Source organism: Leifsonia sp. SIMBA_070 (genome assembly GCF_046534635.1).
GTDB lineage: Bacteria > Actinomycetota > Actinomycetes > Actinomycetales > Microbacteriaceae > Leifsonia.
Genome location: NZ_JAWRYK010000001.1, coordinates 177,044 through 199,666 on the forward strand (window position 1 = coordinate 177,044; position 22,623 = coordinate 199,666).

The following is a 22,623-nucleotide window of genomic DNA, read 5'->3' on the forward strand; positions in this document are numbered from 1 at the left end:
TCAGCGCGGCGCGAGGCGCAGCACCCGGGCTGACGGGCCGTCCACATCGACGGTCACCGTGAGAACGGCCTCCTCGCCGCTCCACTCGACGCTCCAGCCGTCGTACCCGGAAGGGAAGACGATGTCGCGCCCGAGCTCGTTTCCAGCGTATTCCGGGAGCGGTATACGAAGGGAGTCGCCCGGCGCACCCGTCCGGTGCCAGACCGAGAGGTACAGGCCGCCCGCGTCCGCCAGCCCGGCGCACACCCACGGATCCTCCCACCCCGGGAGACCGATCGGCCATCGCGGGTGGCTGACATTCTCGGTGGCGAGCACCAGGCGGTGGACCGCTATGGCATCCGCCACCAGTCCGCGCCGGTGCTCGGGCATCCGGTTGAGGTAGCCGGAGAGGTACAGGCGCCCGAGGATGCCGTTCACGAGAGCGAGCGCGAACAGCTCGTCGCTCATGTCGGGGTTCGGGTACGCCCAATGGCCCGCCTGCTCGGGGAGGATGCTCGCCGCGGCGGCCGCCGCGATGGGCGCGTAAAGCACGGGGTCCTGCTGGTCCGAGGTCGACTGCAGGTGCAGCCGGGACAGTGTGGCGTAGTCCATCCGCATGGCTCCGGAGGCACAGCTCTCGATGAGGAGGCCGGGATGGCGGCGCTGCACATCGTCCAGCCAGTCGAGGAGAGCGCGTGCGTGCCGGAGGAGGCCGTCGCCCGCCGAGACGGCGTCCCGGTCCGTTCCCGGCCCGGGCATCGTGTTGTAGTCCATTTTGAAGAAACCGACCCCGAAGTCCCCGACCAGCCGGTCGACCACCTCATCGAGATGGGCCCGGGCGTCCGGATGGCGGAGGTCGAGCAGGTGCCGGCCGTGTTCGGCGACACGCACACCTCCACGCGAGAAGAAGGCCGCGTCGGGGAGCGTTCGGGCGAGCGGCGACCGCACACCGATGACCTCGGGTTCCAGCCAGAGCCCCGGCACCATTCCCCGTTCGCGGATGCGGTCGAGGACCTCTTCGAGTCCGCCGGGGAATCGGCTTCGTGCCGGCTGCCACTCTCCGACGGTGTCCCACCAGTGGCCCTCGGCGTACCAGCCGGCGTCGATGCAGAAGTAGTCGGCACCGGTCTCTGCGGCCGCGTCGATGAGGGGGAGGAGCTTCTCCGTCGTCGGATCGCCCATCAGCGTGTTCATGTAGTCGTTGAACACCACCGGGAGCTGGGCGTCGGCGGCCCGGGGCAGGCGGATGACGCGCCGCTGGTCGGTCAGCGCGCCGAGGGCGCTGTCGAGTCCGCCCGGAGCGCCCGACCCGCCGAGAGCGACGGAAGCGCGGGCGGAGACGAACGGAGCGCCCGGCCGCACGGCGACCGACCACTGGTGGTCCTGATCGGTCGGACCGGACAGCAGCAGGTAGGCCGAGGCACGGGTCTCGCCGAGCTCGTACAGCCAGGGTCCGTTGTGCTCCACCTGCCAGGCCACGGCCGCGGAATCCGGGCGACCGTCGGTGGCGACCAGCGCTCCGGTCGGCAGGGCCTCGCCCGTCGACCACGATCCGCGGTTGCTCACGACGCAGCGGCTCCGCGGCGGGTGGTGCTGGAGCTCCCTGTCGATGCGGGCGAGGCCTACCTCGCGGAGGGGCCGCGTCGACCAGCGGCTCTCCGCGACCCAGTCGCTCGCCGCCGAGACGAGCGAGAGCCCGTCCGCGTCGCGTCCCGTCGCGGGGAACACCGCGGCCGTCGCGAACGTCGAGACGAAGTCGAGCACCAGCTCACCGGATTCGACGGCGACTTCTGTCCACGTCCGGAAGGCCGCGACGCCGTCGTGCGTCTCGAAGACGCTGTCCACCCGCAGACCGGTCTCCGGGTCGCGCTGGCGGATCCGGAGGGTGCGCACCGGCCGGAGGGGGCCGTCGGGACCGCTGCTGCCCGCGATGTACGACTCGAAACGCAGCCGGCGACCGATCACCGTGTCCACGTGCCGGAACCCGCCGGGGAACCGGCCGTGACCGTGGGCGGAGACCTCGACGAGCGGCTGATCGCGGTGCGGGTCATACATCCGTGCGGAGGGCGAGATCCGTCCGTCGCCGCCGCTGGAGCGTTCGATCGTCGTGAGGCAGGCGGGACCGTCCGGATCGAGCAGGAAGCCCAGGGCGATCGTGTCGCCGCCCCACCACAGCTCAGACATGCGCGAGGTCGCCCGCCGCGGCCAGCGCGTCGGCCGCCAGCTGCAGAGCCCCGATGACGCCGGAACGCCCGGGCATCGCCGGGGGCTCGACCTGCAGCGGTGGGCGGCCTGAGCCGCCGGCTGCTCCGTCGTTCTCGGCGAGGCGGTCGGCGACCGCCGCGATCAGCCCCGGCGTCTTCGCCACACCGCCGCCGACGATCATCAGGTCCGTCCCGACCACATAGCGGAGCGTCGTCGCCAACTGGGCCAGGTAGAACGCCTCCAGCCGGATCGCCGCCTGCTGCGCTCGTGCGGGCAGGGACGATCCGTCCGCGCCCCAGCGCCGACTCACGGCAGGTCCGGACGCCAGCCCCTCCAGGCAGTCGCCGTGAAACCGGCACACGCCGGCGAACCGGTCGTCGGGGTGCCGGACGACCTCCAGATGCGCCACCTCCGGGTACCCGCTCCCGCCCATCAGGGCGCCGTCGATCAGGATCCCGGCGCCGATGCCGGTGCCCACCGTCACGTAGGCGAAGTTGCCGGGGTTCGCGCCTCGTGCCCGGTGCTCCGCCACGGCCGCCGCGTTGACGTCCGTGGTGAAGGCGGCGGGCACGTCGACCACGTCGAGGAGCGGCGAGAGGAGGTCGGTCCCCGACCAGCCGGGCTTCGGAGTGGAGGTCACCGTCCCGTACCGAGGTGAGCGCGCGTCCGCGTCGAGCGGGCCGAACGAGGCGACGCCGATCGCGGAGACACCGCCCCGGCGCTCCGCCTCCCTCAGGTAGCCGCGGATGCGCTCGATCGTCGGCGCCGGATCCGCCGTCGGGAAGGTCTCGCTGTGCACCGGCCGGGAGGGGTCGTCCTCGTTCGCGGTCGCGCACACCACCTTCGTCCCGCCGGTCTCGACGCCGACGATCATGCGCCCACGGTCGCCGCGGCCGCGGCCAGCAGCTCGTTCACATGGCGGAGTACGAGAGGGGAGAGGGCCGCATCCACGTCGATCGGTTGCGGCGCGGTGAGCTCGAAGACCGCACTCTCTCCGGCCAGGAGGGTGACCAGCGAGTCGTCCACGGTGGCCTCGGGATGCGCGCGATCGGCCAGCACGGTGATGTCCCGCACGTAGGCACGCGCGGTCACCACGATGCGTGCGCCGTTCGCGGTGCTCTCGGCGCGTGCCTCCAGCGGGTCGGGGTGCAGCTCCTGCTCCACCGGCTCGACGTAGTTCCAGACGGCGCGCGCGGACCCGTCGTCCGGGGTGGCCACCAGGATCTCGCTCCGGGGCGCGCCGGACGCGACGACCTCCTCGGGAAGGCTGAACGCCGCTACCGACCGCGGCGCGACATCCAGGTGGACACGCGTGCTCGCGATGGTCGCGCCGTCGAAGGACCGGCGCTCGACGAGGAGGTCTCCCGACCACGCGTCGGCGGTGTCGTTCACGACGATCGCCTCCAGCCCGTCGCTGCCGGACCGTCCGGCCGCGGGCTGGATGGTCACCAGACGTTCCCGGTACGCCTGGCGGAGCGCGTACCAGAGGGGCTTGCGGCGCTCGGCGAAGTCGACGGCCGCCCACGAGACGACCGGCCAGTCGTCGTTCAGCTGCCACACGATGGTGCCGGTGTTGTACGGCGTGAGCGAGCGGAAGTACTCGATGCCGAACCGGATCGCGTGCGCCTGGTTCAGCTGGGTCGTGACGTGCCAGTCGTCGATCGTGCGGGGCTCCGGGAGGTGCCCGGCGTAGCCGCGGGCGAGCTTCGCGTTGCCCTCGTCCGCCTTCTGATGCACCAGCATCTCGTGGCCGTACGGGTCGAGCGGCTCGTCGTGGACGACCTCGGTGAGGGTGGTCCACGCCGGCGGCCCCTGGAACCCGAACTCCGAGACGAACCGCGGCTTCCACTCGCGGTAGGCGGTGTAGTCCTTCTGGTTCCAGACGTCCCAGATGTGGACGGTGCCGTTCTTGTCGTCGTTGGGGTTGAGGTAGTCGTCGAACGAGTACGGGCTGCCTGGCGAGTACGGACGGGTCGGGTCCAGCTCGGCGACGATCGCGGGCAGCAGCTCGCGGTAGTACCCGTTGCCCCAGCTGCGCCCGTGCAGGCGTGCCCGCCAGCCCCACTCCGCGAACGCGATGATGTTCTCGTTGTTGCCGTTCCAGAGGACGAGCGAAGGGTGCGGCGAGAGCCGGGTGACGGCCTCGCGCGCCTCGGCGACGATCTCGGTGGAGAGCCACTCCTCTTCGGCGTAGGCGGCGCACGCCAGCAGGAAGTCCTGCCAGACCAGAACGCCGCGCTCGTCGCAGATCCGGTAGAAGTCGTCCGACTCGTACATGCCGCCGCCCCAGACACGCAGCAGGTTCATGTTCGCTTCCAGGGCGTCGTCGATGCGGCGGGAGAGCCGGTCCGGCGTGATCTCGGTCGCGAACGCGTGATCCGGGATCCAGTTGGCGCCGCGGATCCAGACGGGCTCGCCGTTCACGCTGAGGACGAAGCGGTTGCCGTCGGCGTCGGTCGAGGTGTCCAGCTCGACGGTCCGGAAGCCGACCCGACCGGTCCACTCGTCGTCGCCGGCGACGATCACGACGTCGTAGAGCGGCTGGTCGCCGTGGCCGACCGGCCACCACAGCTCGGCGTCGGGCACGGCGAGCTCGAGGACGCCCTCCGCGGCGATCCGTCCCGTCGTCTCGGCGACGGTGCGCCCGTTCCGCGACACGGTCGCGGTCACGCGGGTCGTCGCTGCCGGGTCGCCGATCCGGTCGAGGGCGACGTGGGCGCGGAGGATGCCGGCGCCGCTCACGACGTCGACAAGTGGACGTACGCGATCGATCCGCACGTCACTCCAGCCGTCGATACCGATCGACTTCCAGATCCCGCTGGTCGCCACGTCGATGCCCCAGTCCCAGCCGAAGTTCGAGGCGGTCTTGCGGAGCGAGTTGTACGGATGGTGGTTGACGTGGGGCAGAGCGCCCCCGTGCTCGGCGGCGATCCGCTCTGCGGCCTCGACGGGTGCCTCGAACTCCACGGCGATGGTGTTGGTTCCCGCCCTGAGCAGGTGAGCGATCGGGAAGCGGTACGACCGGTGCTGGTTGCGCGTGAGCGCGACGACCGTCCCGTTCACGCTGATCGTCGCGAGGGTGTCCAGCCCTAGGGCGACCAGGTCGCTGCGGGCGTCATCGGCGGGGGACCAGTCGAAGCTGCGCTCGTATCGCCACGTGGTGCTGCCGATCCACTGCTGCGCCGCCTCGTTGTCACCGTCGAAGGGAGCAGCGATGAGGCCGGACCGGAGGAGGTCGGTGTGCGCGCATCCCGGAACCTGTGCCGCGATCGTCCGTCCGGCGATCTCGTGAGGCACGGGCCCTTCGACAGCGGTGAGCGTCCACTCTCCATCGAGCGACAAGTAGGTCATGCGTCCTCCCGGAGCAGGTCATTCCCGGGTTCGCACCGGCGCCCTCCCATTTTCGTAAGCTACTTAAGTAATTGTCAACCCGCCCGATGTGCTGAGATGAGCGCGATGTCCGATCCAGAGAGCCGAGCCCTGAGGGTCGCTCGGCGTCACGGCCTCCGCGCCGAGGGGGCGGAACTCCTGCACGGCGTGATGAACACCGTCGTGAGAGTCCACACGCAGGCAGGCGCCGACGCGGTCGTGCGCCTGCCCGTCGATCCGACCCGCCCGGACGAGTTCGGTACGGAGGAGTGGGCCTACGAGGCGGCGGCCGCCGCCGGAATCCCGTCGCCCCGGGTCATCGGCCGCGGAGACGACGACGGGATGCCGTACCTCATCCTCGAATACATCGAGCCGGCCGCGGAGGCGAGCGCCGACCCGTGGAGCGTGCTCGGGACCTACGCGGCCAGGATCGGGCGCATCCGGCCGGGACCGGATGCACCGGGCGCGCTGTTCTCGCGGTTCGGCCGCGATCTGCCTGCGGCGTGGGAGGAGCACCTCTCGTATAACGTGTCGGCCCTCGCGGATGATGACGCCCTGATCGCCCTGGGTGTCTACGCGCCGGGGCAGCTGGGCCGGCTGCGGGGGATCCTCCGGTCTCTGCGCGACGTCCCCTTCTCGTTCGGCCTCTGCCACGGCGATCTGGCGCCCCGCAACCTGATCGAGCGGGAGGGCGGTGAGGTGCTGATCGACTGGGGCGCCGCCTCCACGGGGCCGACACCGTGGCTGGACGTGCGGCGCGTGTACCAGTGGGCCGTCGAAGACGCGGTGGTGACCGCGGACGAGTTCCGTTCCTTCGCGACGGCCGCCGGTATCGACCCGCAGGAGGACGAGCCGGTGCTCGACGCCCTCACCGCGCTGAGCCACCTCGATCTCGTCCGTTGGGCGATCGCGCAACGACCCGACCTGACGACCCAGTACGTGAGCGCCGCGAGGAGCGGTCTGGCGCGGATCCTTTCCGCCGAGTGGTGACATGAAGTCACCGCTCGACCGAAATTCGAGCATCGACTCACCACTCGTCGGCGGAGTCGCAGTCTCAGCCCGGGTCGTAGCGTTGGATCATGCCCCCAGCCGACCTGGTCCGCGCCTGCCCCAGCCGCTCCAACGGTCGGCGCTGCACAAAGCCGCTCGGGCACGCGGGGCTGCACCGCAACCAGGGGGCGATGTGGACGGACGCCGGCGCGGATCCGCTGCATTGCCCCGGCTCCGGGGAGGCCGCCGAGCCGGCGCCGGCGCTGCCCGACGGGTTTCCCGGAGGCCGTGCACTGTGCCCGCACTGCCTGCGCTTCGTGCAACTCGACACGAAGGGCGCGTTGCTGCCGCACGATACCGTCGATGCCGACGAGACGGAGGACGACGTGCTCCGCGCTCGCGAGTGGTTCAACACCCACGGCTGGAACGAGGGCTGAACGGACGTCGGTCCGGCGGCGGGTGGGACCAGCCGCGATCTGCTTGGCGCATACCTCTGCGTTGAGACCGCCTGAAACCCGGTGCTCCCGCTCTTACCTCACGGCTCGGCCGGACCGTTCGGCTCAGCGAACCGGAGCCGCCGCCTGCTGAGCCAGCCACTGATCGAAGGTCGTGGCGAAGATCTCGGCGTCCGGGCCCGGCACCAGTTCACGATCGGTGAGCAGGGCGCCGAAGTACCGCGATTCCGGATCTGCCACGACCGTACGCTCATCGTGGCGCGCCGTCAGCCCTCGCCGAATGAGGTCGGTGAGGAGGAACTCCTCCGGTCCGCGGACCTTGTGAACGGTGTTGCTCGGCGTACCGGCCGCGGCCCGGGCGACAGCCGTCGACACGTCCGCCGCCGCCATCGGGGCGATGTGGACGGGCGCCAAGCGCACCGTTCCGTCGACCGTCGCAGCGTCGGCGATCGACTTCACGAACTCGAAGAACTGGGTGGCGTGCACGATGGAGAACGGGATGCCCGACTCCTCGATGAGCTTCTCCTGGGCGAGCTTGGCGCGCATGTAGCCGCTCTCCGTCATCCGCTCGCTGCCGACGACCGACAGGGCGATGTGGTGGCCGACTCCCGCGCGGCGCTCGGCCGCCAGGAGCGTGTTCGTGGAGGTAGTGAAGAAGTCCATCACCGCCTTGTCCTCGAACGACGGTGAATTGGAGACGTCCACCACGACGTCCGCACCGGTCAGCGCCGCGTCGACACCCTGACCGGTCAGCGTGTTCACGCCCGAGTTGGGGGAGGCGGCGATCGCCTCATGGCCGTGCTCGCTCAACAATGCGACGACCTTCGAGCCGACTAGGCCGGTGCCCCCGATGACGACAATCTTCATCTCGATCTCTCCTCAGCATCTCGACGCGGCCCGAATTGACCGGTCACAGCTCAGACCGGGTTCCGTCAGGAGTTGTGACAGCGCGGTCGTGTCACAGCGGGCCCCGTTCGCGGTCAGAGCTTGCGGCGCCGAGGGATCGTGTCGGGGATCGGTATCCGCAACCCCCAGGAAGGCCCGTCGCTCGCGACGGCTTCGTTCTCGACGCGCATGGAAGGCGGCCACTAGCATTCGAGCCATGACGGACCGCGACGCGATCGATTCGACCGACGATCTCGCGGAGGCGACGGCTGTCTTCTCCGCCGTGCGGCCGCGCCTGTTCGGGCTGGCCTACCGGATGCTAGGCACCGTCGCTGCGGCGGACGATCTGGTGCAGGAGGCGTGGATCCGGTGGCAGACCTACGATCGTTCGACGGTCCGGGAGCCTGCCGCATTCCTCGCCACCACCGTGACGAGACTCGCGATCAACGAGCTCCAGTCGGCGCGGGTGCGCCGCGAGACGTACATCGGGCCCTGGCTGCCTGAGCCGGTCGACACCAGCGCCGATCCCACTTTGGGGGCGGAGCGCGGGGAAGCGCTCGAGTTCGCCGTCCTGACGCTCCTCGAGAAGCTGACCCCGACCGAGCGGGCCGCGTACGTGCTCCGGGAGGCGTTCGACTACCCGTACCCGCAGATCGCTCACATCATCCAGGCGTCCGAAGCGTCGGCCCGGCAGCTGGTGAGCCGCGCCCGCAAGCACCTGGCCGGGGAGCGTCACGTTCGGGAGGTGGACAACCGGGAGAAGCGCCGGATGCTGGAGGCCTTCCTCACGGCCGCGCAGTCCGGCGACATGGTGGAGCTGGAGAAGCTGTTCACCGCCGACATCGTCAGCTACTCCGACGGAGGCGGGCTGGCGCGTGCCTCCCGGATCCCGGTCCGCACTCGCGAGGTCGTCGCGAAGTACCTGCACGCGTTCGCGAACCGCTTCTGGGAGGGCGCCGTCCACATCGTCGAGGCGAACGGCGAGCCGGCCGCCGTGCTGGTGCGGGACGGCGCGATCGTCGCCTACGTCAGCATCGACGCCATCGTCGACGGCATCCGTCGCCTGCAGTGGGTGCTCAACCCGGAGAAGCTGGAGCGGCTGCCCGTCCCCGCCTGAATACCGTCCTGCCTGAACCCCGTCCCGCCTGAGCCGTGTGTCACAGGGCACCCCTCCGCCCGGTCATAGCTGCTGCGCGATGAAGGGCGAGTGGATGAAGGCAGCACACCGACGGCGTGCCCGGCGGGAGCTCGCCGAGCTGGCCGCAGCGCTGTGCGAAGCCGGCAACGCCGAGTGCAGCAGCGCTATCCCCGAGGTGCTCGGGCAGCGCGTGCACCTCCTGGTCGACTGCGGTCCACGGGTGGTTGACGGTACGCCAGGCGAGAGCTTCGGGATGCGCGCGGTGTGGACGCTCCACCGCCTGCTCGGCGAGTGCGAATCCGTCAGGCTGGACGTGTGCTCGGTGAACGGCCTGCCGGGTGTCCGAGCCTCGCGCGGTGGCGACGTCGTCGCGGTGATCGCCCTGTCAGGACGGGTCGGCGACGCCCGCGACGTGTGGGTCGTCGCCGACCCCGCGAAGCTCGGACACTGGCAGTAGCGGGATGGCGCCGCCTTCTGTGTGGCTAGACGGTGTTCCCGGTTCGGAGCACGGGCGGATTCAGCCGCACCCAGACCACGCTGATCAGGGAGCCGCTGAGGTCGACGGCGACGACCGCCGTGGGGCGGCCGTCGCGCGAGAGGATGAGGCCCGGCCGGCCGTTCACCGGGCGCTCGGCGACTTCGAGGTCGCGCTGGGCGCCGAGGCCGTGTGCGAGGAGCAGGGAGGCGTCCTCCACGCCGTGGACGACCCTGACCTGTGAACGGTCCGGCTTGCCGGCGTCGACCACGACGGAGACGTCCGGGTCGAGCAACCGCCGCAGCCGTGCGCGATCGCGGGAGGCCGCAGCCGAGCGCAGCTCGCCGACGGCCTTACGTCTGAAGACAACGGTCATGGTGTCGTCCCTTCTCCTCGCTGTGCGGCACAGGGCGGTCACCACTGAGGACCGGCCGCGCGGCCGGGTTGTGACACGACCCCGTCCGCGAGGTAGCTGTCACACGGGGGTCGCCCGTCCGGTCGGAGTAGGTGAGCCCGCTCATCGGGAGCGGGCCGGAAGAGGAGAACGACATGAAGATCGTGGTCATCGGCGGCACGGGACTGGTCGGCCGGCGGGTCGTCGAGCTGCTCCGGGAGCGCGGGCACGACGCCGTCGCGGCGTCCCCGTCGACCGGAGTGGACTCGGTGAGCGGGGAGGGGCTCGAGGAGGCGCTGCGCGGCGCGGATGTGGTGATCGACACTCCGAACGCCCCGTCGTTCGAAGACGGGCCCGTGATGGAGTTCTTCGAGCGGTCGACGGGCAACGTGGTCGCGGCCGCGCGCCAGGCGGGGGTGCGCCACTACGTCGTGCTGTCCATCGTCGGCGCCGACCGACTGCCCGACATCGGCTACATGCGCGCGAAGGTCGCGCAGGAGCGCATCGTGCGGGAGGGCGGCATCCCGTTCACCATCGTGCGGGCGACACAGTTCTTCGAGTTCATCGGCGCGCTGACCGACGGAGGGACGCAGGGCGACACGGCGACCCTCTCGGATGTGCTGATGCAGCCGATTGCCGCGGCGGACGTCTCTGCGGCGCTCGCCGATGTCGCTCTCGAAGAGGCCGCGGACGCCGTCATCGAGGTGGCCGGACCGGAGCCGCTGCGGCTGGACGACCTCGCCCGCCGCCTCCTCGCCGCACGCGGTGACGCACGAACCGTGACTACCGACACGGCAGCCGGGTACTTCGGCGGCACGGTCGACGACCGGTCGCTGACCCCCGGCAACGATCCGGCGATCACCGAGCAGCGGCTGGGCAGCACGTCGTACACGCAGTGGCTGGAGACCGCGCGCTAAGACTCAGCGCGCGATCGCGGCGTGCGATCTCGGCCGGATCCTCGTCCGGATGTCACACTTCGGGCTGCTGCGCGGTCATAGCTGGTGAAGGCATCAGCCGGTTGGACAGGAGGCAGCACATGCGCCGGATCCTCGTGGTGGGAGGCGGTTACGCCGGTTTCTACACCGCATGGAAGCTGGAGAAGAAGCTCCGGAAGGACGAGGCCGGAATCGTCGTGATCGATCCGCGGCCGTACATGACCTATCAGGAGGCGGTCGCCATCCGCGACCGCCTCCTGGACGCCTTCGACCGGGCCACGGCGCGGCTGAAGTCGCACACGGAGCTGCACTTCTCGGACCTGTCCTTCCGCCTGGGCGCTCAACTCCTGTCGGCGGAGGGCGGCCATCTGGTGCTCTCGACCGGCGACGAGTTCGACGCGCACACCGTCGTCTGGACCGCCGGCAACGGCGCCAACCCGGTCGTCGCGAACCCCACGGACCTGCCGGTGACGGCACGCGGCTCCGTCATGGTCCACGCCGACCTGCGGGTCGGCACGCCCGACGGCGTCATCCCGGACGCGTGGGCGGCGGGCGACGACGCCGCCGTCCCGGACCTGGCGTCGCCCGTCGACGGCGCCATGACGGTCCCGAACGCGCAGCACGCGGTGCGGCAGGCGAAGCGCCTGGCCAAGAACATCGTCGCCACGCTCCACGGCGAGCGGCCGAAGGACTACGTGCACCACTCGCTCGGCGTCGTCGCGACGCTGGGGCTCGGGAAGGGCATCTTCCAGTGGCGCGGCATCGTCATCACCGGCTTCCTCGCCTGGGTGATGCACCGCGGGTACCACGTGCTCGCGATCCCGACCTGGGAGCGCAAGATCCGAGTGCTGCTGGTGTGGGCCAGCGCGGTCGTCTTCGTCGGGAGGGCCGCCTGATGCCCGTCGATCGCCGGGAACGCGCGTCCGTGACGACACGCCTCGCCGGGGTGGTCTCCGGCACATCGGCGGGCAAGCGGCTGGCCGCGCTGCGCGGCGAGCTCAGGATGCGGCGGGCCCCCCTCCATTGGACCAACATGTTCGGGGTCGCCGCCTTCGCAGCCGTGATGGTCCTGTTCGTGACCGGCTTCCTCCTGATGTTCGTCTACACACCGTCGAGCACGCGGGTGACCTACGACGGTCCGTACCTGCCGCTAGCGGGCGCTGAGATGTCGAAGGCGTACCAGTCGATCCTCGCCATCACATTCCACATGCCCGGCGGGCTCCTGGTGCGGCAGGCGCACCACTGGGCCGCCCTGCTGCTCCCGGCGGCGATCATCATGCAGCTCGTCGTCACCTTCTTCACCGGCGCGTTCCGCCGTCCCCGGCGGCTCTCCTGGGTGCTGCTGTTCGGCCTCCTGATCACGGCGCTGATCGGCGGGTGGAGCGGTTACGCGCTCCCTGACGACATGCTGTCGGGCACCGGCCTGCGGATCGTGGAGGGCATCGTCCTCGGGATCCCGGTGATCGGCACCTGGCTGTCGGCGCTGCTGTTCGGCGGCGAGTTCCCCGGACGGATCATCGAGAACCTGTACCCGATCCACGTGGCCGTCGTCCCAGCGCTCCTGGTCATCCTGATCGCCGCTCGCGCGCGGCGCGCGTACCTCGCGAAGCCGGCGCAGTTCGCCGGTCCAGGGCGTTCGGAGGACCGCATCGTCGGTGTGCCCGTCTGGCCGAACCTGGCCGTGCGGGCCGGGGGCCTCCTCGCGCTCGCGACCGGCGGCATCCTTCTCGTTGCGGCGACCGTCACCATCGGCCCGGTCTGGCTGTACGGCCCGTCATCGCCTGGCGACGCGTCCGCCGGGAGCCAGCCCGACTGGTACACCGGCTTCCTCGACGGCGCCCTGCGGCTCGTCCCTCCCGGCTGGGAGGTGGAGTGGCTCGGCCGCACCTGGACCCTCGCCATCCTCGTCCCGCTGGCGGTCGTCGGCCTCTTCCTGCTCGCGGTCGCTGTGTACCCCTTCGTGGAGGAGTGGGTCACCGGCGACCACCGCGATCACCACATCCTCGACCGGCCCCGCAACGTGCCGACGCGCACCGGTGTGGGCGTCGCCGGGATCGTCTTCTACGCCGCGCTCTGGGGTGCGGGGAGCGCCGACCTGGTGGCGACGCATTTTCACCTCTCTGTGGAGTCGGTGGTCGCGGGGTACCAGGCGATGGTCGTGCTGGGCCCGGTGGTCGCCTTCCTGATCACGCGGCGCGTCTGCCTGGCCCTGGAGAAGCGCGACCGCGACATCCTGCTGCACGGCTACGAGACCGGGAGGATCGTCCGGCTGCCCGGCGGTGAGTACGTCGAGGTGCACGGCCGGGTGGATGCGGAGCAGCGCTACCGCCTCGACGGCCCGGCGGCCGCCAATCCCTACGAGGCGCGGCCGCGGGCGGACGGGCGCCTCCCGGTGACCGAGCGTGTCCGTGCGGCGCTGTCCCGCGTGTTCTTCGAGGACCGGCTCGCGCCGGTGGAGCCCGGCCCGGAGGTGGAGCCCGTCGCGGAGATGGAGCCAGCCGCGGAGATGGAGCCAGCCGACTCCACGCCCGTCGACGCCATTCGGTAGCTCGGGCTCACAAGCGCATAACGCTCCGCAATAGATGAGGGAGCGCATCCTGTCGCGTGCCTCGTTCGGGGCGCAAAGCGGGTGGGTGAGGGTGATTTGAGGGTGAATTTCCCTGTGAGAGCCCACAGAGTTCGCTAGCATCCCGCCTAGCGGTACCGGTCTCACAACGAGGTCCGCAACCCACCTTGACGCAGGATGAAGGGGATAAATCTGTGTCTGCACAGCACCGACGCTCGCATAACAGCAATGGACGACTCACGCTGGGGGCGCCATGGCGCTGGCTGGCATCGTTGGTGGCGAGCATGTTCGCGCTGGCAACCGTCATGCTCGGAGCTCCGGCGATCGCTGCGCCCGTCGCGGTGCACGAGATCACCGCGAAGTGGGCGGGTAGCCCCGCACCGACGTCGGCGCCGTACGGGCAGCCGGTGACCGCGGAGTGGCGTGTCAATACGAACGACGCCACGGACCCGTATGCCAACGACCCGGTCGATAACGTGCGAGCCACGCTGACGGCAGGGAACGGCGTGTTCACGAGCATTCCGAGCGTGTGCAAGACGAAGGATGTGACGCCGGTCTCGTCGATCTCCCCAGACGGCACCGTGCTGCTCTGTAACCTCGGCACGGTGAAGGAGGGCACCTCCACGCTGATCCAGACGCCGTTGAGGGCGTCATCGACCACCGGCGGCAACCTCACGGTCACCGGCACGGCGACCTCGGACGCCGCGACAACGACGGCCGGACCGGCCGACCCCGGCCCACTGCCGATCACGTACACCTATGGCATGGACCTCTCGCTGGTGTCCGCGCCCGGTCAGGGATACCAGGGCGGCGTGAGGCCGAGCCGTACAGGTGGTACACGAACGTTCGTGCAGATGAACTTCTCGTTGATCCTCGCCGCGGGCAGCCGCCCGGGGCCGGCGAGCTACTCCTTCCCGGTGACGGTCGGCGCCAACGTCGCCGGCGCCCTCTCGGGGTTGCAGTGGGAGGGCTGTGCACCAATCGGCTCCGCTTCTCCCGCGACCGGGCAGCCCTTCTCGGACCCGTCACAGAGCGACCGGACGAACTTCCCCAACTGTTCGGTGAGCGGCACGGGAACGAGCTACACCGTCTCGCTCTCCAATCTCGACTACACACTCGTCCACACACCCACGAATGACAGCCTCGGCCAGCCGCTACCGGGCAACGGCTCCTACATCGCTTCGGGCACCGTCCAGTTCAGCATTCCGGCGCCGGTCTCCCAGATCACCAACGTCAGTTTCACCGCGAACCCCGGCACGTTCCGGTTCACCGACGGCACGACACGGGCCGACGGGGATGCGACCAACAACGCCTCCAACACGACCCTTACGCCGCCGGGGAGCTTCAGTAACTCCTGGTACGGCTCGCCGACGAGCTCTCGTGCTCAATGGGACGCGAATCTGTGGGTGAGCCCGGGCACCACGGCCGACATCCAGCTGCCGCAGCCGGGGATCGACGACACCGACGACTACAACCGGGCGCTCGCAGACGGAACCATTTCGAAACTTCCGCTGTACATGCAAGCCAACAACGGGTTTTGGAACAGTTATCAGGGCGCCGGAGGCGCGCAGCTCGCCGGTATCTGCACCATGAACCAGAACCCTGCTTTCGTTCCCACGTGGGTGGATGGGGGCGGCTGGGACCCCGGTCAGTACTACCTGAACTACAGCACGGCACGGTTCTTCTACACGACCGCAGCGATCAACACCAAGACCGAAACCTGCGGCGAGGCCTCACCGAGCGCCATGTGGACCGAGGTCGTCCCGCCCGCCGGCCACTCCTTGAACGACCCGCGCATCGCCACTGACAGCCTCATGCAGCTCCCTGCCGGAGTGACCGCGGTCAAGATGACCTGGAACCCGGCCGTAGACCGTCCTCGGACGGCGTCCGGTCTGGCCTTCCTCCGCGTACTGGGCCACATCGACCAGAGTGCGCCCACCAGTGGCGAGGGCTGGACGATCGGCACGTTCAACACGCCTGCCGACCCGACCACAGTGTGGCCCGGCTACCCGAACCTGAACGGCTGGGTCAACCTCAGCACGAGGCCAGGCGGCACGAACATCCCCGGCAGCACGTACGGGCCGAACACGAACGGCATCCGGGACGCCTTCCGTCTACAAGGTCCGATGGGTCTGCTCGAGAAGACCGTTTCCGACACCACCGCCGAGCCGGGCGTTCCAGTGACCTACAGCCTCCGCGCGCAGGCGCAGAACTTGGTGACGAGCCCGCCGCCAGTGTCGTTCTCAGTGGTCGATACGCTGCCGGCCGGCATGGTCTACGTGGCCGGGTCCGGCCAACCTGCGCCGGCCAACGTCAGCGCCGATGGGCGCACACTGGCGTGGAACTTCACGAACGTGCAGGCGAACGTCTTCCAGGACATCCACTACCAAGCGCAGCGCCCGGCGGACAGCGTGATCGCCCCCGGCACGAGTCTGACGAACACCGCGGTGATCAACGTCCCGGGCGACAACCGTCCGGAGAGCACGCCGGGCCGCACGGCCACGGCAACCGTGACCGTGCCGAGCGCGTCGGCGACGGTCTTCGGCAAGTCGTCGGAGAACAACGTCCTGTCGTTCGAGGGTGACAGCTCCGCGTGGGTGCTGACGATCAACTCGCAGGACCCGGTGGCCAGCAGCTTCACCGACACGATCGACATCCTCCCCGCGGCGGGTGACGGTCGCGGCACGAACATCGACGGCACGTACGCGGTGACCGGCATCACTGCTCCCTCCGGCTCGACGGTGTACTACTCGACCGCTCCGGTCGCGTCGCTGAGCAACGACCCCCGTAACGCGTCGAACGGCGGGACGCCAGGCTCGGTCACGAGCAACACGGTCGGCTGGTCGACGACCAAGCCGGCAAAGCCGACAGCGGTCCGGGTGATCGGACCGTCGCTGGCTCCGGGTGCGACGCAGAAGATCCGCATCGCCTACACGACGCCCGCGGGCTCGAGCTGCCAGGCTCCGGCAACGGATGACAACAAACCGGGCCAGCTGCTGGTGAACTCGGCCGGCTCGTGGGCGCAGCACACCGCGCTCCCGATGCGATCCTCTGCGACCGCGACCATCGCGAACTGCTACGCGGTGGACCTGAAGAAGCAGGTGCAGGACGCGAACGGGAACTGGCACGACGCGAACACCCCGGCCGACTACCCGACCTTCCGGGCCGGCGACCAGGTCACGTACCGCATCGTGGTCGAGAACATCGGCCAGGGGACCATCACCGGTCTGAAGATCACCGACGACCTGTTCCCCGAGGGCGCATTCACGGTGGCCTCTCTCGCCCGCGGCGAGAAGCAGACGCACGAGTACACCGTGACCGTCAACGGCGGTGGCGCGGTCGTCAACAACGCGTGCGGCACGGCCGACACCCCGGCGGACGCCGAGGCCCCGACCATCCTGTGCGACCCGGCGGGCGTGCAGGTGACCAACTACACGGTCGCCAAGTCCTCCAACCCGGCCTCGGGTGCCACCGTGCACCCGGGCGACCGGATCACCTACACGGTCACGGTCACCCAGCAGGGAGACGCTCCGGCGATCGCCACGCTGACGGACTCGCTGACCAAGGTGCTCGACGACGCGACCTACCAGGGCGACGTCGCCGCCAGCATCGGCACCGCGTCGGTGACCGGTGACGCGCTGACGTGGAACGGCACGGTCCCGGTCGGGCAGACCGCGACCATCACATACTCGGTGATCGTGAAGGACCGCGCCGCGCTGGCGGACGGCGATTACGCGATCGGCAACCAGGTCACCAGCCCGGGCTGTTTGGATGCGGCCTCCTGCGCCACCGAGCACGAGGTGGCGACGTACCGCGTCCAGAAGACGTCGGATCCGGCGACGGGCGCGAACGTGCAGCAGGGCGACACGATCGACTACACGATCACGGTCACCCAGCAGGGCGAAGCCGCCTTCACCGGTGCCTCCCTCACGGACGACCTGACGCAGTTGCTGGATGACGCCACCTGGAACGGCGACCTCACCGCATCCGCCGGGACGGTCTCATACGACCCCGCGGCGCAGGCCATCAGCTGGTCCGGTGACCTCGCGGTGGGGGCGAAGGTGACGATCACCTACTCCGTGACCGTGACCGGTGCCGGCGACACCCACCTGGTGAACGTGGTCACCAGTGACGGGTGCTACGCCCCGGGGGACTGCACCACCGAGCATTGGACGGCGACCTACACCACGGTGAAGACGTCGAACCCTGCCTCGGGCGCGAACGTCCAGGTCGGCGACACGATCACCTACACGGTGACGGTCACCCAGGCCGGCCTGGGCCGCGTGGTGGCGCAGTTCTTCCGGGACGACCTCGCCGCCGTGATGGATGACGCCACCTTCGACCCGGCGACCCTCAACGCGTCGATGGGTTCGGCGAGCTACGACCCTGCGACCCAGCGCATCAACTGGACTGGGAACCTCGGCCCGAACGATGTGGCGACGGTCACCTACCAGGTGGTCGTGACCGGCACGGGCGACACCCGGATCGCGAACCAGGTCACCAGCCCGGGCTGTGCAAGCCCGGCGGACTGCGCCACCGTCCACCAGACGGGTCGCTACACGGTCGAGAAGACCTCCGACCCGGCGTCCGGCTCGAGCGTCCAGCACGGCGACACCGTGAAGTACACGGTCACCGTGCACCAGGTGGGACTCGGCCCGGTGAATGCGGCGTCCTTCCGGGACGACCTGACGGCCGTGCTCGATGACGCGACCTGGAACGACGACCTCCGCTCGACCGACGGCGGTGCAACCTATGCGGCGCCGGTGGTCGACTGGGCGGGACGCCTCGCGGTCGGTGACACGGTGACCGTGACCTACTCGGTGACCGTGGCCGGTGCGGGCGACACCCGCCTGACGAACGTCGTCACCAGCGATGGATGTGCGGATGCGGAATCCTGCACGACCGAGCACCTGACCGGGGACTACACGGTGGCCAAGACCTCCGTCCCGGCGCCGGGCGCGGACGTGAAGATCGGTGACACCATCACGTACACGGTCACCGTCGGCCAGCGCGGGCTCGGTGCCGTCACCGGTGCCTCCGCGAAAGACGACCTGACCGCAGTGCTCGACGACGCGACCTGGAACAACGACCAGGCCGCCGACAGCGGCACGGTGTCGCGGTCGGGGAACACGCTGACCTGGGTGGGCGACCTGTCGGTCGGCCAGGTGGTGACGATCACCTACTCGGTGACCGTCACCGGGGCCGGGGACATGACCCTGACCAACACGGTCGTCCCGGGTGATGGGCGAGGTGAGTGTGTACCGGCTCCGGATCAGAACGCGGACTGCACCACCACGCACCAGACCGGCAACTTCACGTACTCGAAGATGTCCGACCCGAAGTCTCCGGCCACGGTGGCCATCGGCGACACCGTCACCTACACCGTGACCGTGACGCAGGTCGGTCCGGCCGCTGTGACGGGCGCGGCCCTCGTGGACGACCTGTCGGGCGTTCTCGATGACGCGACCTTCGTCGACGGCAGCGAGACCGCCACGGCCGGCGCAGTGACCCGGGCCGGGAATGCACTCACCTGGGCGGGCGACCTGGCGATCGGCCAGGTGGTGACGATCACCTACCAGGCGACCGTCGCCGGTGGTGGCGACACCACGCTCCACAACACGGTCGCGCCGCCGCCCGGCTCCCACCTGGGGGAGTGCGTGACGGCACCGGACGGGACGCCCGCGTGTGAGACGACGCAGAAGTACGGCGGCTACGTCTTCTCCAAGACCGCGGAAGCCAAGCCGGGCGCCACGGTGAAGGTCGGCGACACCATCCGCTACACCGTCACCGTCACCCAGACCGGCGACGCCGCGGTCACTGGGCACCTGAAGGACGACCTGTCGAAGGTGCTCGACGACGCATCCTGGAACGGCGACGCGAAAGCCACCGCGGGCGCGGTCTCCCGAGCCGGGAACCTGCTCACCTGGACCGGCCCGCTGGCCGTCGGCGCGACTGTGACGATCACCTACTCGGTCACCGTCACGGGCGGTGGGGACAAGCACATCGCCAACGTCGTCACCAGCCCCGACACCACGGCCGCGTGCGTGCCGGCTGCCGACGGGAACCCCGGCTGCGCCACGGAGCACACCCTCGCCGACCCGCCGGCGCCGGGTGACCCCGGCGACCCGGGCGATCTGGCATCCACCGGATCCACGATCGGCTGGGGCATCTTCGGTACCGCCGTCGCCCTGCTCCTTGCCGGAGGCATCCTCATGGTGATCCGCCGCCGCCGGACAACCGAGTAGCAACCCTCGGGGTGGGCACCGGCCCTGCCGGTGCCCACCCCACTTGCTGGTATTCGAACCTTCGGCGATTACAGCAGGTGCCCCGGCGGAAGCCCAGGCGGACAAACGCCGCGGCGAACTCTAGCCCCGCGTCACGCGGAGAGCGCGGCCAGCAGCCCCCGGAAGTCCTCGCTGCACGCGTCGCAGCCACGGAGGTGCGCGGCGATGCGCGGATAGCGCGCGGCCGCATCCCGACCGGCGAGCACGAGTTCGGCGAACACGTGCATGAGGGACATCGTCTCGGCGCACCCGGCGTCGGCGGGATCGGTTCGCAGGAAACGCTCGATGTGGTCGCGTGCGCTCATGGGGCCCCCCTCCCTCCGTCGTCCAGATAATGATTAGTGACAAGGTAGACCCGCAACTTCCGTCGAGCGTCGAAGAGGGTCTTGTAGAGGGCGCCGCGGGTGGTCCTGCGGGCGAGCGCGAGGGCGTCCAGCGGGATGCCCTGGACAACCACCGCGAGGAGCACGTCCCGCTGACGCCTCGTCAGAACCGTCTCGATGGCGGTGCGCAGAGCGGTCACCAGCTCGTCGGCCATGCCGGCCTCCTCGGGGGAGATGCCGAGCCTGTCGGGGAGCCGTTCCCACCCGGTGGCGTCGAGGGAGACGGCCGGGTGCTGCCAGAAGTGGCGGCCGACCTTGGTCGACACTTCGAAGATCACGAAGGCGTAGGCCCAGGTCGTGAAACGGCTCTCGCCGCGGAACTCGTGGAGCCGCCGGAGCACGCCGATGACCGCGTCCCCGGCCGCCTGGTGGGCGATGTCGTCGAGCTCCGGGCCGGCGAACCGGAGGGATGCGGACCGGCGCCGGACTTCCGCCTGGGCGATGCGGAGGAGGAGCGCGTAGAGGCGACCTTCGGCCTCCCGCTGGACCGTGCCGCCGGCCGTGAGCGTGCGGCGCCACTCCTCCGTCTCGCCGCGGTCATCCATGCTGCCGATGCTACGACCCCGGCCCCGCGGGTTCCGTAAGCATCGGCGACGCGCTGTCACTAACCGGTCGAGCGCCACCGTGCACGAGGTGCTCGGCACCGGTGCGCTCGCACCGGAGACAGATCGACCGAAGGAGAATCATGAGAACCCCATCCCGTCTCGCTGTCGCCGCCGCTGCAGCCCTCGCAGCGACCGCCCTCTTCGCCGCACCGGCGCTCGCGGCTCCGGACCGCGCGAACGCCGACGCCCCGGTCGCGAACCATCCGACGTCGGCCGTCTTCGTGCAGACTGACGGTCTCGCCGGCAACGCCGTGGTCGCGTACGACCGCGCAACAGATGGCTCGCTGCACCCCGCGGGCACGTACCCGACGGGCGGTGTGGGCGGCGCGCTCGCCGGCTCCGTCGTCGACCACCTGGCCTCGCAAGGGTCCCTCGTCTACGATCGGGGCCTGCTCTACGCGGTGAACGCGGGCAGCAATACGATCACGGTCTTCGCCGTGCGCGGCGATCGACTGTTCCGGCTCGAAGTGCTGCCGTCGGGCGGATCCTTCCCGGTCAGCGTGACGGCCCACAGCGGTCTGGTCTACGTGCTCAACGCACGCACTGGAGGGACGGTTCAGGGGTACCTGCGGGTCGGGGACTTCCTCGTCCGCGTCCCTGCCTGGAACCGTGCCCTCGGACTGGACCCGACGCAGACGCCCGAATTCACGCACACTCCCGGGCAGGTGGCGTTCACGCCTGACGGCTCCCAGCTGGTGGTGACCACCAAGGGCAACGGAAGCGCCATCGACGTCTTCGCGGTCGGCCGGTTCGGCACTCTCTCCGCGCAGCCGGTGGTGACGCCGGAGCCCGGCGCGGTGCCGTTCGCCGTGACCTTCGATTCCGCGGGCCACCTGGTCGTCGCGGAGGCGGGGACCAACGCTGTCGCCACCTTCGCGATCCAGCCGAACGGTGCGGTCACCCCGATCACCACCGCCCTCACTGGGCAGGCCGCGACGTGCTGGATCGTACGCGACGGTTCTGCGTTCTACGCGTCCAACGCGGGCAGCGCCACGCTCTCCGGCTACACGGATGCGGGTTCGGGGACGTTGACGGCGCTCGGGACCACATCCACCGGACCAGGGACCGTCGACGCGGCCGTGTCCTCGGACGGCCGCTTCCTCTACGCCCAGACCGGAGGCAACGGAGGGGTCGACGCGTTCCGGGTGAACCCCGACGGCAGCCTGACGCTCGTCGGGTCCGTCGTCGTCCCCGGAGCGGTGGGCGGCCAGGGCATCGCAGCGCTCTGACGCCACGTCCCGCGCGCCGCGGTCGGGTGGCGCGCGGGACCGCGACAGGCGGTGCCAGCCGCCCACTTCTCGCCTACCGTCTTTCCTATTGGCGTCCGCGCGCTCAGCGGATTCGAGGGCGAAGCAACGAGATGAAGGAGAAGGACGATGGCGACGGTCCTGTATATGTCAGTGTCCCTGGACGGTTATGTGTCGAAGCCGGATGACTTCCTCGGGGGCACCGACGGGAACAGGCTGCACGAGTGGTACGAGCCCGGTGGCGACCCGGCAGCGCTCACCGGCGAGGCGAAAGCGTTGGCCGGCGAACTCGATGAGATCGGCGCGGTGGTCACGGGTCGACGCACCGCCGAGCTGATGGACCACTGGGGAGGCGATGTCCACAACGGCGTCCCCATCTTCATCCCGAGCCACCGACCTCCCGGGCCGGCAGCGCGGTGGGGTTATCCCAATGTCACGTATGTGCTCGACGGCGTGACGAGCGCGATGGCGCAGGCTGCTGTCGCCGCCGGCGACCGTGATGTGTACGTACAGGGCGGCTACACCGCACAGAAGGCGCTGGAGGAGGGCGTATTGGACGAGATCCAGGTGCACCTGATTCCGGTGCTGCTCGGTGAGGGACACCGGCTTTTCGACCTGCTGCCCAGAGAGATCGAGTTGGAGATCCTGAAGGTGATCGATACTCCGCACGCCACCCACATCCGGTACCGGGTGCTGCGCTGAGCGCGATTCGG

General features: G+C 70.0%; 17 protein-coding genes. 10 read left to right on the forward strand and 7 right to left on the reverse strand.

Annotation, left to right across the window (positions count from 1 at the left end; all coding sequences use genetic code 11):
* Genes SB754_RS00755 through SB754_RS00765 form a run of 3 tightly spaced genes read right to left on the reverse strand, consistent with a single transcriptional unit; the run spans position 1 to position 5,535 of the window.
* Positions 1-2,163 carry a glycoside hydrolase family 36 protein gene (locus SB754_RS00755; RefSeq protein WP_410780442.1) on the reverse strand — a complete coding sequence of 721 codons (2,163 nt, stop codon included), beginning with the start codon at positions 2,161-2,163 and terminating at the stop codon, positions 1-3.
* A complete protein-coding gene (locus tag SB754_RS00760; protein ID WP_410780443.1) occupies positions 2,156-3,058 on the reverse strand; it encodes an ROK family protein in 903 nt (300 codons plus the stop codon). The genes SB754_RS00755 and SB754_RS00760 overlap by 8 nt, the downstream gene beginning before the upstream one ends.
* Positions 3,055-5,535, reverse strand: a complete 2,481-nt coding sequence (locus SB754_RS00765) for a glycoside hydrolase family 2 protein (protein WP_410780444.1) — start codon at positions 5,533-5,535, stop codon at positions 3,055-3,057. The genes SB754_RS00760 and SB754_RS00765 overlap by 4 nt, the downstream gene beginning before the upstream one ends.
* 105 nt (positions 5,536-5,640) lie before the next feature.
* On the opposite strand from SB754_RS00765, the gene SB754_RS00770 reads away from it, so the two are divergent.
* Positions 5,641-6,543 (forward strand): phosphotransferase, encoded by a 903-nt coding sequence (locus tag SB754_RS00770; RefSeq protein WP_410780445.1) that lies wholly within the window; start codon positions 5,641-5,643, stop codon positions 6,541-6,543.
* Between the two features lie 89 nt (positions 6,544-6,632).
* Positions 6,633-6,980: a hypothetical protein gene (locus tag SB754_RS00775; RefSeq protein ID WP_410780446.1), complete on the forward strand. Its 348-nt coding sequence runs from the start codon at positions 6,633-6,635 to the stop codon at positions 6,978-6,980.
* A 123-nt stretch (positions 6,981-7,103) separates the two neighbouring features.
* Here SB754_RS00775 and SB754_RS00780 read toward each other — a convergent pair whose 3' ends face one another.
* The gene (locus SB754_RS00780) at positions 7,104-7,865 is read right to left on the reverse strand and encodes an SDR family oxidoreductase (RefSeq protein ID WP_410780447.1); all 762 of its coding nucleotides are present in this window, start codon (positions 7,863-7,865) and stop codon (positions 7,104-7,106) included.
* 235 nt (positions 7,866-8,100) lie between these two features.
* On the opposite strand from SB754_RS00780, the gene SB754_RS00785 reads away from it, so the two are divergent.
* Together SB754_RS00785 and SB754_RS00790 are read left to right on the forward strand one after the other, a co-directional pair.
* Positions 8,101-9,000, forward strand: a complete 900-nt coding sequence (locus SB754_RS00785) for an RNA polymerase sigma-70 factor (protein WP_410780448.1) — start codon at positions 8,101-8,103, stop codon at positions 8,998-9,000.
* 94 nt (positions 9,001-9,094) lie between these two features.
* The gene (locus SB754_RS00790; RefSeq protein WP_410780449.1) at positions 9,095-9,478 is read left to right on the forward strand and encodes a hypothetical protein; all 384 of its coding nucleotides are present in this window, start codon (positions 9,095-9,097) and stop codon (positions 9,476-9,478) included.
* A 25-nt stretch (positions 9,479-9,503) separates the two neighbouring features.
* Here SB754_RS00790 and SB754_RS00795 read toward each other — a convergent pair whose 3' ends face one another.
* Positions 9,504-9,872 (reverse strand): hypothetical protein, encoded by a 369-nt coding sequence (locus SB754_RS00795; RefSeq protein ID WP_410780450.1) that lies wholly within the window; start codon positions 9,870-9,872, stop codon positions 9,504-9,506.
* Positions 9,873-10,045: 173 nt separating this feature from the next.
* On the opposite strand from SB754_RS00795, the gene SB754_RS00800 reads away from it, so the two are divergent.
* From SB754_RS00800 to SB754_RS00815, 4 genes are all read left to right on the forward strand, one after another.
* Entirely contained in the window at positions 10,046-10,807 is a 762-nt protein-coding gene (locus SB754_RS00800; RefSeq protein WP_410780451.1) for an SDR family oxidoreductase, read from the forward strand.
* Between the two features lie 119 nt (positions 10,808-10,926).
* Positions 10,927-11,721 carry an NAD(P)/FAD-dependent oxidoreductase gene (locus tag SB754_RS00805; protein ID WP_410780452.1) on the forward strand — a complete coding sequence of 265 codons (795 nt, stop codon included), beginning with the start codon at positions 10,927-10,929 and terminating at the stop codon, positions 11,719-11,721.
* A 29-nt stretch (positions 11,722-11,750) separates the two neighbouring features.
* Positions 11,751-13,373: a cytochrome b gene (locus SB754_RS00810; RefSeq protein WP_410780453.1), complete on the forward strand. Its 1,623-nt coding sequence runs from the start codon at positions 11,751-11,753 to the stop codon at positions 13,371-13,373.
* 302 nt (positions 13,374-13,675) lie between these two features.
* A complete protein-coding gene (locus tag SB754_RS00815) occupies positions 13,676-19,636 on the forward strand; it encodes a hypothetical protein (RefSeq protein WP_410780454.1) in 5,961 nt (1,986 codons plus the stop codon).
* A gap of 131 nt (positions 19,637-19,767) precedes the next feature.
* On the opposite strand, the gene SB754_RS00820 is transcribed toward SB754_RS00815, so the two are convergent.
* The gene (locus SB754_RS00820; protein WP_410780455.1) at positions 19,768-19,980 is read right to left on the reverse strand and encodes a hypothetical protein; all 213 of its coding nucleotides are present in this window, start codon (positions 19,978-19,980) and stop codon (positions 19,768-19,770) included.
* A complete protein-coding gene (locus SB754_RS00825; protein WP_410780456.1) occupies positions 19,977-20,603 on the reverse strand; it encodes a sigma-70 family RNA polymerase sigma factor in 627 nt (208 codons plus the stop codon). Before SB754_RS00825 ends, SB754_RS00820 begins: the two co-directional genes overlap by 4 nt.
* A gap of 140 nt (positions 20,604-20,743) precedes the next feature.
* Between SB754_RS00825 and SB754_RS00830 the strand changes: the two genes are divergently transcribed.
* Both SB754_RS00830 and SB754_RS00835 read left to right on the forward strand, forming a co-directional pair.
* Positions 20,744-21,892, forward strand: coding sequence for a lactonase family protein (locus SB754_RS00830; protein ID WP_410780457.1), 1,149 nt, complete (start codon positions 20,744-20,746; stop codon positions 21,890-21,892).
* A gap of 147 nt (positions 21,893-22,039) precedes the next feature.
* Positions 22,040-22,612 carry a dihydrofolate reductase family protein gene (locus SB754_RS00835; RefSeq protein ID WP_410780458.1) on the forward strand — a complete coding sequence of 191 codons (573 nt, stop codon included), beginning with the start codon at positions 22,040-22,042 and terminating at the stop codon, positions 22,610-22,612.
* Positions 22,613-22,623: the final 11 nt, after the last annotated feature.